Origin of the sequence: Yersinia sp. 2553 StPb PI, assembly GCF_052217105.1 — a bacterium.
Lineage (GTDB): Bacteria > Pseudomonadota > Gammaproteobacteria > Enterobacterales > Enterobacteriaceae > Yersinia > Yersinia enterocolitica_E.
Genome location: NZ_JAZGPX010000002.1, coordinates 1,700,768 through 1,716,907 on the forward strand (window position 1 = coordinate 1,700,768; position 16,140 = coordinate 1,716,907).

Here is a 16,140-nt window from a genome sequence, read left to right on the forward strand (position 1 = left end):
AAAAAATATTACATAGGTTGTTTGTTATGTGCTTATTGGCACTTTTCTATTAATCTTATTCTGAGCCACACCCGCCTAATGCGAGTAACGAAGAAATAGCGCGCGGCCGCCAAACGACATCACGATGTTTTCTCGACTCTGTAATTATTATTTCTGTGATTCAAACAACCCGGTGAAGTGTTCGATGACAGCAGCTATGATTGGTAAGGTTTTATCCAGCCTAAGCCTGCCATCGTATTAGCCCGTGGTTGATACTCGCAACCAATCCAGCCGCTATAGTTAATACTATCGAGTAGATCGAATAAGTACGGGTAGTTAATCTCCCCTTCATCTGGCTCATGACGATTCGGTACCGAGGCAATTTGAATATGGCCATAGCGCCCAGCTAAAGAGGTAATTAACTGACTGAGGTTGCCATCCACTATTTGCGCATGGAAGAGATCCAATTGGGTAAATACATTAGGGCGGTCAATAACATTAGCCAGTTCCAAGGTTTGATACTGACTGGAAAAAAGATAATTAGGTTTTATTTTCGGGTTTAACGCCTCAATCATTACCTTAATATTATGTTCGGCAAAGCGGTCAGCCGCATAGCGAATATTTTCAACAAATGTCTGCTGATAAACTGCACGATCAGCCCCCACCGGCACCACACCGGCCATCACATGGACTGACGGGCACCCCAGCACTAATGCATATTCCAACGCCAAATCTATATCGCGGCGCGCCTCTTGCTCCCGGCCAGGTAGTGCCGTCAGCCCCCATTCACCGCTACTGGTATTTCCAGGTGCGGTATTAAACAGCACTTGCTGCAAACTGTTTTCTGCCAGTGTCTGTGCAAGAAGTGCCGCCGGATAGTCGTAAGGGAATAGAAATTCCACCGCACTGAAACCGGCATCTTTGGCCGCCTTAAAGCGATCCAGGAAAGGAACCTCGGTAAACATCATTGATAAATTAGCCGCAAACTTAGGCATCTTTAACTCCTTAACTCTGCAATTTCGTCATCAGTCAAATAGCGAATAGGTCGGTCACCCAGCGTAAATATCAGACGAGCGGTTTCCTCTAGCTCCTCCATATTATCAGCGGCTTCCCGTAGGCTTTTACCCACCACAACCGGGCCATGATTTGCCAGCAGGAAAGCACGATAATGGGGTGCCAGCTTTGCCAACTCTTCACCCAACCGTGTGTCACCTGGACGATAATATGGCACCACTGGGACATCGCCGACCCGCATCACCACATAAGGTGTAAAGGGCTTGATGGCATTACGGCTATCCAGCCCTTGTAAGCAGGAAAGCGCTGTCAGATAGAGGCAATGGAGGTGAACAACCACTTCACACGCAGGGTTATTAAGATAGATTGCGCGATGAAAACTGACCTCTTTTGACGGTTTATCACCTGAGATCCATTCACCTTCCAAACTGACTTTTGATAACCGTTCCGCATGCAGTTCACCCAGACAGGAACCTGTTGGTGTGGCCAATAATGTGCCATCAGCCAGTTTCATTGACAGATTTCCCGCAGAGCCAGTGGCGTAGCCCCGTTGGAAAAAGGACGCGCCTAACTTAACCATCTCTTCCCGCGCTTGCTGCTCATTCATACTGCGAACTCCGTTTGTGCTCTGGCAAAAAAGTTTTCGTCACCAAAATTACCTGACTTCAACGCCAGTGAAACCGGATGATCTGTGGATTTTACCCAAGGTACTCCCGGTGAGATTGCCGGGCCGATATGGAAAGCTTGAATACCCAGTGACTGCGCAACAATCCCTGAGGTTTCGCCACCAGCCACGATAAAACGCTGGAAGCCAAGTTGTTGTAAACGGTGTGCAATGGTACCGAACAGCCGCTCTACCGCCTCACTACTGGCAGCCGCCCCCCACTGCTGCTGAATTTTTTGTAACACCTCGGGTTCAGCGGTGGCATACAGTAACGGTGCCAACGGACCGCCCGCATTTTCCATTACCCACGCGCATAACTCTTCAGCATAAGATTCAGGTTCATTTAGGCAACGGGCGATATCTACCGATTGACTAGGCGCTTGTTGTGCATAACGAGCCACTTGACGGTTGGTCATCGCCGAGCATGACCCCGACAGCACCACACACAGTTTGCCTTGTGGTGCACCAGCAGATGTGGCTTGCGGCTGATGGGACTCATCACCAGCCCATTGCCGTGCCAGACCGATGGCCAAGCCGGATCCCCCGGTCACCAGTACCATGTCGCGTACTGCTTCACCCTGCGTGAGCAAGTGACTCTCGTTTAAGCTATCCAGCACCACATAACGTATGCCCTCTTCCTTTAGGTGAGCGAGCTGTGATCTCACCGCCTGAACCCCTTGGTCCATCACTGTACTGTTGATTAATCCACTGCGACCGCGCGCTTGTGCGTCCATCAGCCGCAAGAGATTGCTGTCTGTCATCGGCGTCACTGGGTGATTACGCATTCCCGACTCCGCCAGCAGTTGCCCCATCACAAACAGGTAGCCCTGATATACCGTCCTTCCATTCACCGGTAGCGCCGGAGAGATGATGGTTTGTTGCTGACCCAGTGCATCCAGTAATGCATCAGTGACCGGGCCAATATTGCCTTGCGCGGTGCTGTCGAAGGTTGAGCAGTATTTGAAGTAGAATTGTTGGCAGCCCTGCGTTTGTAACCATGCCAGGGCCGCCAGTGAGTCCGCCACCGCAGTTGCCGTTGGGCAAGATCGTGATTTCAGGCTGACCACTGCCGCATCGGCATTCACATGATAATCGGCATCAGGCACACCATTGATTTGCACCGTCGACATACCATTTTCCACCAGAAAACTGGCGATATCGGTCGCACCGGTAAAATCATCCGCAATTACACCGAGTCGCATCAGATATTCTCCTGTTTTTCAGGCAAGGTAATACCACTGAAAATCTTGATTACCGCGCTGTCATCCTGCTGACCAAAACCGGCGTTACTGGCTGAAGTAAACATGTTGAAGGCAGTTGATGCCAATGGCAGAGGAAAGTGCAGCGCTTTGGCGGTATCGGTCACCAGCCCTAAATCTTTTACAAAAATATCTACCGCCGATTTGGGCGAATAATCACCATCTACGACATGGCGCATACGGTTTTCAAACATCCACGAGTTACCCGCGGCATGGGTGACAACTTCATACATCGTATCCAACGGGATCCCCGCGCGCGCGGCCAGAGCCATCGCTTCGGCACCGGCAGCAATATGGACCCCGGCTAACAACTGGTGGATAATTTTCACGGTTGCGCCCAGGCCAATTTCATCACCGATGCGATAAACCTGCCCGGCTACCGCGTCTAATACTGGCTGTAACTTTTCGAAAGCAGCACGACTACCGGAGGCCATTACCGTCATTTCACCCGCAGCAGCTTTAACTGCGCCGCCCGATACTGGCGCATCCAACATAATGAGGTTATGTGCCAACAGCCCTTGCTCGATCAATTTGGCATCCTGGGCTGAGATAGTTGACGACACCATAACGGCAGTGCCGGGCCTTAATTTGGCCGCCAACCCCTGCTCGCCCAATAGAATCTGTTTTACTTGGGCAGCATTCACCACCAGCACCACAACGGCATCCAATTTTTTGGCAAAATCATCCGCGCTGACTTGGGCACTTATCGCGCCATTTTTTCGTAAGGTTTCCAGTGCCAGCGGATTAAGATCAACGCCGTAGGTCTGTAGCCCGGCTTTAATACAAGACTGTGCGGCCCCCATTCCCATAGAGCCTAGCCCGATAACGCATACTGATAGTGTTTCTGCGTGAGTCATATTCTCTCCGTGTTAATTTTGGTGATAATTTGATTTCTTATGTTAAGCATAGCCGGAGGTAAGGGCTGTTATCGTGAGTGAAATCACAACAATTAACACCAAAAATCATTAAATCACATCATTTCACATTTACCCATTCAGTAGCTCACCCCTGCATTCAGCAGCAAAATTAATCGATTAGCTATTTTTACCGCCTTTTTTTACCCGTAACATCACCCATTTCACCGCGCTGCGTAACATTTACGTTAAAAAATGAGAAAGAAATTTTCACTCTTGACGTATAATCACATTAATTACCATCCTATAGCCCGCAAGTGGGTGAATTTGGCGAGGAGTTAACGTGATACCGGTTGAACGTCACCAACAGATACTGGCACTGGTTGCCGAACGTGGAGTGGTTAGCATTGCTGAACTGACTGATCGTTTAGGCGTATCACACATGACTATTCGCCGTGACGTGCAGAAGCTGGAAGAGCAAGGCGCAGTGCTATCAGTGTCAGGTGGGGTGCGTTCCACCGAGCGGCTGGCCGCAGAACCCTCGCATCTGGATAAGACACTGATGTATAGCAGCCAGAAAAATGCCATTGGCATGTCAGCCGCACTGCATATTCCACGTAATAGCTGTATTTATCTTGATGCGGGAACAACGACACTGGCATTGGCGCGCCAATTGGAAGCCAGAGATGATTTATTGGTGGTGACTAATGACTTTGTGATCGCCAACTTTCTGATTGAATCCTGCCAATGCAGAATGATTCACTCCGGCGGCACACTGTGTCGTGAAAACCGCTCATGTGTCGGTGAGGCAGCAGCCCGCGCCCTACGAAACTTGTCCATCGATATCGCTTTTATTTCCGCGTCCTGCTGGGGATTGCGGGGTATCTCTACGCCAGACGAAGATAAGGTGGTGGTCAAACGGGCAGTCTGTGAAGTCAGCAGTAAGCGCGTGCTACTGGCTGATGCGTCAAAATACGGCAAAATAGCCACCTATCTGGCATTACCATTAACTGATTTTGATGTGGTTATCACTGATAGCAGTTTATCGGCAGCGGCCCATGACGAGTTGGCCGATAAAGAGATTGAATTGATCATCGCCTCCGTCCCGCGCTTGGCAAATTGATGATAAAACCGCTTGTAGCGGTTCCTTGCGCGGCAAATGGGACAACCGCCTGACAGCATTCAGTTTGAATAATTATATAAATCGTTATGTAGTTAAAGTAATTCTAAGTCTTAGCATCCTAATAAATAAACGGCGTAAACTATAGGGTAATTGAGTTTACCCGTTTATTTAGCTTACCGCTGATTCACCCACCCCTATTACCTCAATCTAGCGGTCGATGCATCACACTGGTCAGTGTCTCTGGAGCATGACATGAACAACGCAACAACGGCAGCAAAGCAAAAAGTGCCGTTACGGCTCAGCACCACGATTACCTTGATGGTTTCTGGGGTCATTGTCTCGGTGCTGTTGGTGGTTCACACTCTGTTCTTTATTCAGCTCAGTCAAATGGCACAGGATAGTTTGCAAGACAAGGCCGTTGCCGTAGCACGTACATTATCGTTCTCGCCCACGATTATTAACGGATTGAGTGACCCGGCTGCCGGACGGCAGATTCAGGCTTATGCCAGTGAAGTTCAGAAAGCCAATGGTCTGTTGTTCATCGTGGTTACCGATATGAAAGGCATCCGTTATTCACACCCTAATCCTGAAATGATCGGTCAACACTTTATCGGTAATGATCTGCAACCTGCGCTTGAGGGGAAAGAGAACAGTGCGATAAACCGTGGCGTCCTTGAGCAAGCATTACGTATTTTTATTCCGGTCTATGAGCCGCACGGCAAACAGTTAGGGGTGGTCGCCATTGGTATCTCACTGACCAGTATCGATTCGGTAGTGAGCGAAACTCGCTGGACCATTCCCTGGACCATATTATTCGGAGCTTTGATTGGCTCCTTGGGCACCTGGTTTTTAGTCAAAGCGCTTAAACGAATTATGCTAGGTTTCGAGCCGTATGAAATATCTAATTTATTCGAACAGCGTAACGCCATGTTGCAATCCATTAAGGAAGGCGTCATTGCGGTTGATGCCAACTCACGCATTACCGTCGTTAACCATGAAGCAAAGCGCTTATTTAAACAAAGTGGGCCGATGGAGAACTTATTATTAAGTAATGCCAGCAAATATTGGCCGGTGCGCTTGTACTTACAGCAAGTATTGGAAACGGGCATCGCTCGCCGTGATGAAGAGATAAACTTTAATGGCAGCATATTACTGACCAACACCGTGCCGGTAATAGTAAAAGGCGATATTATCGGTGCTATTGCCACCTTCCGCGATAAAACTGAAGTGAGCCAACTGATGCAACGCTTGACCGGTATGGTGCACTATGCAGACGCGTTACGGGCGCAGTCACATGAATTTATGAATAAACTTCATGTCATTTTGGGTCTGTTGCATATGAAGTATTATCAGCAACTTGAAGATTACATCGTTAAAACCTCCAATAATTATCAGGCAGAAATTGGATCGCTGTTGCGTAAAGTAAAATCGCCGGTGATAGCCGGTTTCCTGTTGGGGAAAATTAACTGTGCGCGCGATTTGGGGATAACCCTATCCATCAGTGACGAAAGCCTGCTCCCCGATACCGATAATGAGCAAGTGACCACCACTTTGATTACGGTGTTGGGTAATCTAATCGAGAATGCCATGGACGCCATTGGTAGCCTGAGTCAACGGGAGATCAATGTCAGCTTCCACTATCAAAATGGCCGGCTACATTGTGTTGTCAGCGATGATGGGCCGGGTATCGCATCAGAATTGCAAAGCCGTATTTTTGATAATGGTTTTTCCACTAAAGGAAATGAGCACGGTATCGGTTTGAGCCTGGTGCGTCAGAGTTTAGAGAGTATTGGTGGCAATATAGAATTTGATTCTGAAGCGGGCGTTTTTACCCAGTTCTTTATCAGCCTTCCTTACGACATCACACCGAATGACATTCCTTCAAACAACATCAGCGCGGTAAATCATGATTAATGTATTGATAGTAGATGATGATGCAATGGTAGCTGAGCTGAACAAGTGCTATCTGAGCCAAGTGGCAGGCTTTAACTGCTGCGGTACAGTGTCCAGTTTACAGCAAGCCAGAGAGCATTTGATGACAACAGAACACCCCATTGACCTGGTGTTATTAGATGTTTTTATGCGCCAAGACAATGGCTTGGATTTGCTGCCAGTGTTGCGTGAATTCAGCGAACATACTGACGTGATTGTTATTTCATCTGCCACCGATGTGAATACCATTAAGAAAGCGCTGCAATACGGTGTAGTGGACTATTTAATTAAACCCTTCCAGTTTTCGCGTTTCGAAGAGGCACTCTCCACTTACCGGGAAAAACAGAGTTTGCTGGGGCAACGTGAATATTGTGCTCAGGAAGATGTCGACTCATTACTGCGGCGTAGCAATGCGACGCCAACTGAGCGCAAGAAGCTACCCAAGGGGCTGACAGCACAAACACTGCGCACGGTGTGTGAATGGATTCAGGAAATGCAGGATGGGGAATTTTCAACCGAACAAATGGCGAACGCCATTGGTATTTCACGGGTTTCTTGTCGCAAATATTTGATTTACCTTTCTGATACCGACGTTTTAAGCACTAAGGTACTTTACGGTGCGACCGGTCGGCCAGTTTATCTCTACAAGTTGCTACCCAGCCAGCAAGAAGTCTTAAAGCAGTATTGCCAGTAATGAGCCGCACTGCCTCGAAGCTGTTTTTATCAACCAGCACGCACAGAAACTGTCCTGATAAAAAACCAGCGGCATTTGCTCAGGGATGCCGCTGATGACCTCAGTCTTATCGGGCAGTTATTTACATAATCCAACCCAACAGTAACGTAGCCCCAATGACGGTGGACGCACCGCCGATACGGGTTGCTATCTGGGCAAATGGCATCAGTGACATTCGGTTCGAGGCAGAGAGAATAGCAACATCACCGGTGCCACCTAGCCCGCTGTGGCAACTGGTGACGATCGACGCTTCAACCGGATACATATTCAGATAGGGTGCGATAATAAAACTGACTGCGGCCATCGACAACACCACCGCACCACACACCACCACATAACCGACAGAGAATACGGCGACGACACTTTCCAGTGGAACATACAGCATCCCCAATCCAATCATCAGCGGCCATACCAGTGTGGTGGAGACGAATTTATACCAACTGTGCGCACCTTGTTCCATTTTCGACGGAATAACCTGCGCATATTTACACATCACCGCAATCAAAATCATTAGCACCGGGCCGGGAATGTGGACAATCTTTTCAAATAAGCCCCCGACAATAAAGAAAGCACAGGTCATTAATAACCCACCGCCCATCAGTTGGAAATCGGCTTGCTTTGGCCCTTCCTGGGCGGTAAATACCGCATTATCTTGTGCCGAGCGAATTAACATCCCCTCGCCATTGAGATCCTTGCGACGCAGACCAATACGAGCCAGCACCCCGGCACAAATAATAGCGAAAATATTCCCCACCACCGCAGCCGGTGCCAGTTGGGCCACATACACATCAGGAGCCTGACCAAGGATAGCCGAGTAAGCCAACGACAATGGCAAGATGCCCTCACCAATACCGCCACCGATGATAGGTACAATAATAAAGAAGAAGGTGTGATAAAGAGTAAAACCAAATAATTTACCCACCAGCAACCCCGTAACCACCGCCGTAATGGTTCCCACCACTAGCGGGACAAACATCCGGGTCATTCCCTGAATAAGCACCACGCGGTTCATCCCAAGAATACTGCCGACCACCAGACTGGCGATAACAAAATAGAGTAAGTTCGCCTCTTTCATCAGCAAGTGGACAGTATCCAAGGTGTTGGTTTGGAAAATACCAAAATAAACCAAAACCGAGGGTACCATTAAACACAAAATTGCTGGCCCACCGATATCTTTCAACACCGGTATGTGGCGGCCGATATGTGATAAAACAAAACCCATCGTCATGATTACAGCCAGCCCGCCAATCATATTTTTGGGTAAATAACTGGCATAAGCCGAAATGAATACAATAGCTGAAATAGTCATAAATAATGCCATTGGCATAGTATTTATGTTCATCTGATTTAAGTGTGTAATAACTCTCTTGATTGCAGATTTCCCCGACATGTCAATCTGTTCGACGGGGGTAAGCACGACATCCTGATTTATTTTTTTCATTTTAGACCTACTATTGGGTAGCACCTAAGGAACGGGAGGTAACGGATCTAATGCTTTAGCCGGTTATAGTGATTTGATATTTTTTGACTGATGTATCTCAATGAGGCATCGACCAACCTGGCACTTAAAAATTATTATTGATGTTAAAAACAACACAAAAAAATTCAAATGTGAATATAGAATGGCAAACTACCACTCTATTTAAAATAAAAGAACAGTTAAGGTGCAACGATGTATTGTAATTGCGAGGCTATCGTCAAGTTTATTTTAATTAACTTAACTTGGTGTTTTGTAATTAAATAATCTGAAGGATGTGAGATTTGTCTGTTATACTTTTTTGTCGCTGACAGACAAACCTATACTGAAATACCACCTGTTGTTATTTGGTGCTACTCTTCATCTATTGACGAGCCTGCAATACGAACTAAATGAATGATTAAGTACAACATTTCGTCATTTGAGAGAGTAATACTGAGCAGGTTTTTGATGTATTCACCGATTAACATACTGCAACGGTACTCACCAGGGTACTCGCGGATCATTTGTTCAAAAATAAAGTCATCTTTGGTTTCTATCTGGTTACGTTCAATCATTCGCTGGATAAAAAATTGCATATGCGTCAAAAAGCGTTGGTAATTTAGCGAGTCTTGATCAATTACGACATTAAAATGGTATTTTATAATATTAAATATGTCTTTCAACATCTTAACTGAGAGCAGTGTACTTTCCATACTCTGAATATCAGTTTGACCATTAACCAAGTGGAAAGCTATATTTCCCGCTTCCTCTTCAGGTAACTGAATATTGAGTTTCTCATTTAAGTATTTAACTGCTTGTTGCGCAATGGAAAATTCATGCGGATAAAATCTTTTTACTTCGTATAACAATCTATTTTGGATTGAAATCCCTTTGTGAAAACGTTCGATGGCAAAGGTAATATGGTCCGTTAGAGTAAAAAATAGCTGTTCACTAAGCTTTCCCTTCAGGCTGGCATTGGCGTCACTCATAATATTCTGCACCAAAGATATATACTCTTCTGGCGTATTTTCGATCAACCTAACATATTCTCTACTGGTTTGAGTGTTTTGTATCACATAGACTTTTTCTATTTTCCCAGCATCAATCGCATCACCAATTTTGCTATTAAATCCAATACCTTTCCCCATAACAATAACTTCATTATTGTTGGCATCGACAGATAAGACCAGGCTGTTATTCAATACTTTAATGACATCCATTTTTCTAGCCACCCCTGTCTTTGCGCCGCAATGACTTTATATCATGATTAGCCCGGTCTACCGGGCTGTCTAGTATGCCAACTGTTCATGTGCCATGGGCGGTTCTCTACCGCCCAGAATATCAAACTACGGTCAAAGATACTGACCATTTGAGGCAATGACTTGTTGATACCAGGTAAAACTGGCTTTTTTTATACGCCTTAGGTCGAGTAAATCATGTTCAGTCCGATTGACATAAATAAAGCCATAGCGCTTACCATAGCCCTGATGCGTGCTGACAACATCAATAACAGACCACGGGCAGTATCCCATTAGCTCTACGCCATCACTGATAGCCAACTGCATTTGCTCTATATGTTTACGCAGAAAATCAATACGATAGTCATCGTTAACCTGATCGTCGCTTTGCAGCGAATCCGGTGCGCCAATACCATTTTCGCTAATCAGGATGGGCAGATGGTAGCGCTCATACGTCCTACGTAACGTGAGACGTAAACCAATGGGGTCGACCACCCAGCCATAGCGGGTTTTATCCACAAACGGATTTTCTGCTGCGCGATACACTCCCGGTTCACCCAACATGATCTGCTGATCTCCGGCACGGGCCGTGATATCTGAGGCATCGCCCCGGCTGGCAGCAATAGTCGCCGTCGAATAATAGTTAATCGCGACAAAATCCGGCCGCCCTTGTGACAGGATTTCACTGTCGCCACTTTCCACCGTGGGCGCTAATCCACGATCCTGCAAATAACGCCACGCCAACGCATTGTAACGACCATACACCGCCACATCGAGAAAACTCCAGCAGCGTAATGTTTCCCAGTTATGGGCTGCGATAGCATCTTGTGGTGCACAGGTTTCCTGATACATCGATGTGGTATTTATCGCCGGACCAATTTTACCTTCCGGGCACATTTGATGACACAACGCCATCACCTGCGCCTGTGCCAACATCATATGGTGACTCTGCTGATATAAGGATTTTTTATCCGGTAATTGACCATTGGGCGGAGTACCAATTGCCCCAGGATGGAGGATCATGGTGTTCTGCTCATTAATCGTCAGCCAATATTTTACTTTGCTACCAAAATGGCTAAAGAGCACTTTGGCGTATTCAACAAAGGCATCAATCGTGGCGCGATGCCCCCAACCACCCTGCTGCTCCAGACAATAGGGCAAATCAAAATGGTAAAGTGTGACAACTGGCTCTATGCCGTAATGATTAAGTTCATCAATCAAATTCTGATAAAACGCGATCCCCGCAGGATTAACCGCCCCCGAACCATCAGGGATAATGCGGGTCCAGGCGACAGAAAATCGGTATGCCTTTAAGCCTAATTCGGCAAATAACTTAACGTCTTCTTTATAGTGATGGTAGTGGTCACTGGCGATTTTAAAATCTGCCGTCCCTGCTGGATGCTGGCACATATCAATGATCGATGGACTTTTACCGTCTTCATCCCAAGCACCTTCAACCTGATAGGCAGAGGTGGAACCGCCCCAGAGAAATCCTGCTGGGAAGTTCTGTAATTGTTGATAAATCATAACCGCCCCCTAACCACGTGCACCCAGAGTAATAATCGGCTCACCAAACTGAGTTGGCCCGCAAGCTACACTGCTAACCTGCGAATACGCATCACTGTTTACAATCAATACCGGTGTGACGATATCGTAGCCTGCCTGAGTAATGGCGGTGATATCAAAACTCACCAGTAGGTCGCCCACCATGACACGATCCCCCACTTGCAGCGTCGAACTGAAGTGCTGACCATTTAAGTTGACGGTATCAATACCGATATGAATCAAAACCTCAGCCCCGTCGTCTGATTTAATTCCGACGGCATGTTTACTGGGTAAGAACGTCATAATTTCACCTGTTACTGGGGCGCGCATTTCACCCACATCAGGGATAATAGCCACCCCCTGCCCCAACAATCCCAGAGAAAACACATCATCGTTAACCTGGCCTAATGGGATTAATTTTCCGCTTAATGGACTACTTATGACTGCTGCCTGAACCGCTGTCCCCGTAGTTCTCGCCACAGAGGCAGACAAGGGAACGTTATCACTTTCATCAACTTGCGATTGTTCATCTACCGGGTCTTCAAAGCCCAATACCCAGGTCAGGGCGAAAGTGACCACAATAGCAATAACGCAGGTTATTAATGCGTGCACAATGTTCATTGGGTTTTCGCCAATAAACGCCGGTAATGCAGCAAGCCCTGGTGATACAAAGGCGTAACGCACCACACCACTTAACCCCGCATAAACACCAGCGCAGCCCCCGCCGATCATTGCCGCCACCAGCGGGCGTTTCAGCTTCAGGGTCACACCATATAATGACGGCTCGGTTATCCCCAAAAGTGCAGTGAAGCCTGCTGAAGATGCCAGTTGTTTCAAGTTCTTATTCTTTGTTTTGAAGGCGACACAGAGTGTCGCCGCCCCCTGAGCAATATTGGATGCCAACATACCGGGGCCATTGATCATCTCATAGCCTTGCTTAGTCAATTGCATGGTTGCAATCGGGGTCATGGCCCACGCCGTGCCCGTAATAACCAAGAAGGGTTGCAGCGCCCCCATTAACATGGGAATAAGCCAACTGGCTTTCGTGTTTATAATGGCAGCACCACTGCCCACCATATCATTAAGAAAGATACCAAATGGCCCGATCACGACTAATGCCAAAGGAGCAGTAATCAATAATATAATCATTGGCTTGGTAAAAAATTTAATCATCGAGGGCGAAATTCGCTCGGCAAAGCGCTCGACATAAGACATCAACCAAACGGTAAAGATAATCGGTAATACCGAACCGGCATAATCAGCCAATCTAACCTGAATACCGATAAAACTAACCGCGTCACCTTTTACCAACATTTGTGCCAAATTAGGGTGTAACAGTGCCCCGGCAATCGTCATTGCCAAAATAGGATTACATTCAAACTTAATCGCGGCACCATATGCCAGCAGAACCGGCAGGAAAAAGAATGCCGCATCCGCAATGGTATCGAGCAACTGATAAGTGGTACTGCTAGCTGTAATCACACCGGTGAGTTTCAAAATTGCCAGCAACGCCTTAATCATCCCGGCTCCGGTAATAGCCGGAATGACAGGGGTAAAGGTGGTAGAAATCACACTGATTATCTGGCTGAAAATACCATTTTTGGTTTTATTTTTATTGCCCTGCTTCTCTGCTGTTGGCACACTGCCAATCTCTTTCAATATCGTCCGATAGGTTTGCTGCACGTTGTTGCCGACAACTATTTGAAACTGGCCTCCTCGCTCGACCACACTGATCACACCCTCCAGTTTTTCAATCTGTTTAGCATCAACTTTAGTGTCATCGTTAAACTCAAAACGCAAGCGGGTGGCGCAATGTGTTAACTTACTGACATTACGCTTCCCCCCGATCAACGCTAAGATCTTCAATCCTAACTGCTGGTAATCCATCGCTATTCCCCTGAATTTATCACTTAAAAAAAACAAAAAAAAAGACCAAAACAAAAATGCACCCGCGAACGGGGGACACTTTTATTTTGGTCTTGCCTGCTTTACCAGTAACACGCCTCAATAAAATTATGGCAATAAATATAACTATTGCGTTATTAGTATCATCATTGAAGGTGAGAAAATGCAATATCATTCTCGGAAAACTGTGTGTTAGATCTCATATTGCATCTTACGCAGTACGCTTTATGCACAGCACTAAGTCGAGGCTATTCGAATAAGAGTTTCTGCAACTTACCTATTAGATTGAGTCACGTTAATACAACAATCTAATTGCTTGATAAATATCATCGTAAATATTAACTGCGCTACACAAAAATAAATTATAAATTTTAAAATTAACACTTAGAAAAACAATATATTATTTTTATCTATAATAAGATAAATTGCAATTTTATGTGAAGCAATAATCTTAATAAATACACTCAATCTAAGAAGGGTTTATCGTTGAATAATATACAGCCAATCTATAACTCCGATCCAAAAAAATTCTACTTTCATAAATGTAACAATGAGTTAAGAAATACTGATATTTCGCCCTATAAGCATAAGTAATACATTACCATAAAAACATTTTTCCTGTATATAATTTAACCTTTCATTTGCAATTACTGATTCCGGTAATAGAACAAAAAAAATAATTTATAAGTGAATATTTTTTTTGCCTCATCACGATAGAAACGATAGCATGCCCTCCCAGAATCCAGTGGCAGCAATAGAAACCATAATAATCGAAGGCGCTAAGACGCTATTTATGCATTAACCTTTAGCAATCAGTTGCTGTAATACATTCACGATGATTGCACGACAGACAGGAAAATAGGGAAAGCTATGATGTCAGGAAAACACACTGCAAAGACCCATCACGCCGCCAAAAAACGCTGGCTAGACTCTCATGATACTGGCTACCACAAAAGTATGGGCCGACGTCATATCCAGATGATCGCTATCGGTGGCTCTATTGGTACGGGGTTATTTTTAGGCACCGGCGCCCGCTTGCAAATGGCTGGCCCCGCACTGGCCTTGGTGTATCTGGTGTGTGGGATTTTCTCGTTTTTTATTCTTAGAGCGCTCGGTGAATTAGTTATGCACCGCCCAACCAGTGGCAGCTTTGTTTCTTATGCCCGCGAATTCCTCGGTGAGAAAGCATCCTATGTTGCCGGATGGATGTATTTCCTTAATTGGGCCATGACCGGGATTGTCGATATCACTGCGGTGGCCCTTTATATGCACTATTGGGGGACGTTCTCTGATGTTCCGCAGTGGTTATTTGCACTGGGTGCGCTCTCAATTGTTGCCACCATGAATATGATTGGCGTTAAATGGTTTGCTGAAATGGAATTTTGGTTTGCACTGATCAAAGTCGCAGCCATTGCTATCTTTCTGGTCGTGGGTGTGATCTTTCTCGGCACAGGGCAAAGTGTTGCCGGGCATCCCACCGGTATACACCTGATAACCGATAATGGCGGATTGTTCCCCCACGGGTTGTTACCCGCGTTGATATTGGTTCAAGGGGTGATATTCGCCTTTGCCGGTATTGAATTAATTGGTACGGCGGCCGGTGAATGTAAAGACCCGGAAAAGATGCTGCCAAAGGCAATTAATAGTGTGATTTGGCGGATTGGCCTATTCTACGTCGGTTCTGTGGTGCTACTGGTGTGTCTGCTGCCATGGAATGCCTATCAGGCCGGCCAAAGCCCTTTTGTCACCTTCTTTAGTAACTTAGGCGTCCCCTATATCGGGACCATCATGAATATCGTGGTACTTTCTGCCGCACTTTCCAGTTTGAACTCTGGCCTTTACTCGACAGGTCGTATTCTGCGCTCATTATCCATGGGTGGCTCAGCACCTAAATTCATGTCCAAAATGAGCCCACAATCTGTTCCCTACGCCGGCATATTGGTTACCGTGGGTATTTATGTCTTCGGCGTGCTACTTAACTATCTGGTACCATCACAGGTATTTGAAATCGTTCTTAATATTGCCTCTTTGGGTATTATCAGCTCATGGGCATTCATCATTATCTGTCAGATGAAATTACGTCAGGCAATAAAGCAGGGAACAGCAAAACCCGTATCCTTTAAAATGCCCGGTGCGCCGGTCACATCCTGGCTGACACTGTTTTTCCTGGCAGGTGTTTTAGTGATGATGGCTTTCGACTATCCGAATGGAACCTGGACTATCGCCACATTGCCGGTGGTGGCCGTGTTATTGGTTGCCGGTTGGTTTAGTTTACGTAAGCGCGCCACTGAGGTAGCTGCCGCACCGGTAGATACAATGCCCAAACAGCGCCCGCAGGAAGATATAAACGCTTCAGAAGTGGCTCTGGCTAAGTTACGCGAACAAAACTCCACCGGTTAAAGCCCATCGTTAGCCCGTAGGTTGATAGAGAGACC

At 46.3% G+C, this 16,140-nt stretch carries 12 protein-coding genes; 4 read left to right on the plus strand and 8 right to left on the minus strand.

Annotated features, from left to right (window positions below):
• Positions 1 to 194: 194 nt before the first annotated feature.
• The 4 genes from otnI to ltnD are packed head-to-tail and all read right to left on the minus strand — an operon-like array spanning position 195 to position 3,773.
• Complete coding sequence (otnI, locus tag V2A84_RS09050; RefSeq protein ID WP_083159086.1) at positions 195 to 974, minus strand: 2-oxo-tetronate isomerase; 780 nt, start codon at positions 972 to 974, stop codon at positions 195 to 197.
• Between the two features lie 2 nt (positions 975 to 976).
• A complete protein-coding gene (gene otnC, locus V2A84_RS09055) occupies positions 977 to 1,600 on the minus strand; it encodes a 3-oxo-tetronate 4-phosphate decarboxylase (protein WP_083159087.1) in 624 nt (207 codons plus the stop codon).
• Positions 1,597 to 2,859 (minus strand): 3-oxo-tetronate kinase, encoded by a 1,263-nt coding sequence (gene otnK, locus V2A84_RS09060; protein WP_372569092.1) that lies wholly within the window; start codon positions 2,857 to 2,859, stop codon positions 1,597 to 1,599. The genes otnC and otnK overlap by 4 nt, the downstream gene beginning before the upstream one ends.
• On the minus strand, positions 2,859 to 3,773 hold the full coding sequence (ltnD, locus tag V2A84_RS09065) for an L-threonate dehydrogenase (protein WP_083159089.1): 915 nt from the start codon (positions 3,771 to 3,773) through the stop codon (positions 2,859 to 2,861). The genes otnK and ltnD overlap by 1 nt, the downstream gene beginning before the upstream one ends.
• Before the next feature lie 340 nt (positions 3,774 to 4,113).
• Here ltnD and ygbI point away from each other — a divergent pair, with 340 nt between their 5' ends.
• From ygbI to dcuR, 3 genes are all read left to right on the plus strand, one after another.
• Positions 4,114 to 4,893, plus strand: coding sequence for a DNA-binding transcriptional repressor YgbI (gene ygbI / locus V2A84_RS09070; protein ID WP_083159090.1), 780 nt, complete (start codon positions 4,114 to 4,116; stop codon positions 4,891 to 4,893).
• A 252-nt stretch (positions 4,894 to 5,145) separates the two neighbouring features.
• Positions 5,146 to 6,807, plus strand: a complete 1,662-nt coding sequence (locus V2A84_RS09075) for a sensor histidine kinase (RefSeq protein WP_442848709.1) — start codon at positions 5,146 to 5,148, stop codon at positions 6,805 to 6,807.
• A complete protein-coding gene (gene dcuR / locus V2A84_RS09080; protein WP_083159092.1) occupies positions 6,800 to 7,519 on the plus strand; it encodes a two-component system response regulator DcuR in 720 nt (239 codons plus the stop codon). Before V2A84_RS09075 ends, dcuR begins: the two co-directional genes overlap by 8 nt.
• 121 nt (positions 7,520 to 7,640) lie before the next feature.
• Here the strand turns inward: dcuR and V2A84_RS09085 are convergent, their stop codons facing one another.
• The 4 genes from V2A84_RS09085 to V2A84_RS09100 all read right to left on the minus strand — a co-directional run bounded on the left by V2A84_RS09085 (position 7,641) and on the right by V2A84_RS09100 (position 13,687).
• Complete coding sequence (locus V2A84_RS09085) at positions 7,641 to 8,999, minus strand: 2-hydroxycarboxylate transporter family protein (RefSeq protein WP_083159093.1); 1,359 nt, start codon at positions 8,997 to 8,999, stop codon at positions 7,641 to 7,643.
• A gap of 389 nt (positions 9,000 to 9,388) precedes the next feature.
• Positions 9,389 to 10,237, minus strand: a complete 849-nt coding sequence (gene licT / locus V2A84_RS09090) for a BglG family transcription antiterminator LicT (RefSeq protein ID WP_372569090.1) — start codon at positions 10,235 to 10,237, stop codon at positions 9,389 to 9,391.
• 132 nt (positions 10,238 to 10,369) lie between these two features.
• Positions 10,370 to 11,782 (minus strand): glycoside hydrolase family 1 protein, encoded by a 1,413-nt coding sequence (locus V2A84_RS09095; RefSeq protein WP_442848710.1) that lies wholly within the window; start codon positions 11,780 to 11,782, stop codon positions 10,370 to 10,372.
• A 9-nt stretch (positions 11,783 to 11,791) separates the two neighbouring features.
• Positions 11,792 to 13,687: a beta-glucoside-specific PTS transporter subunit IIABC gene (locus tag V2A84_RS09100; RefSeq protein ID WP_442848711.1), complete on the minus strand. Its 1,896-nt coding sequence runs from the start codon at positions 13,685 to 13,687 to the stop codon at positions 11,792 to 11,794.
• A gap of 888 nt (positions 13,688 to 14,575) precedes the next feature.
• On the opposite strand from V2A84_RS09100, the gene ansP reads away from it, so the two are divergent.
• On the plus strand, positions 14,576 to 16,105 hold the full coding sequence (gene ansP / locus V2A84_RS09105; RefSeq protein WP_442848712.1) for an L-asparagine permease: 1,530 nt from the start codon (positions 14,576 to 14,578) through the stop codon (positions 16,103 to 16,105).
• Positions 16,106 to 16,140 lie beyond the last annotated feature (35 nt).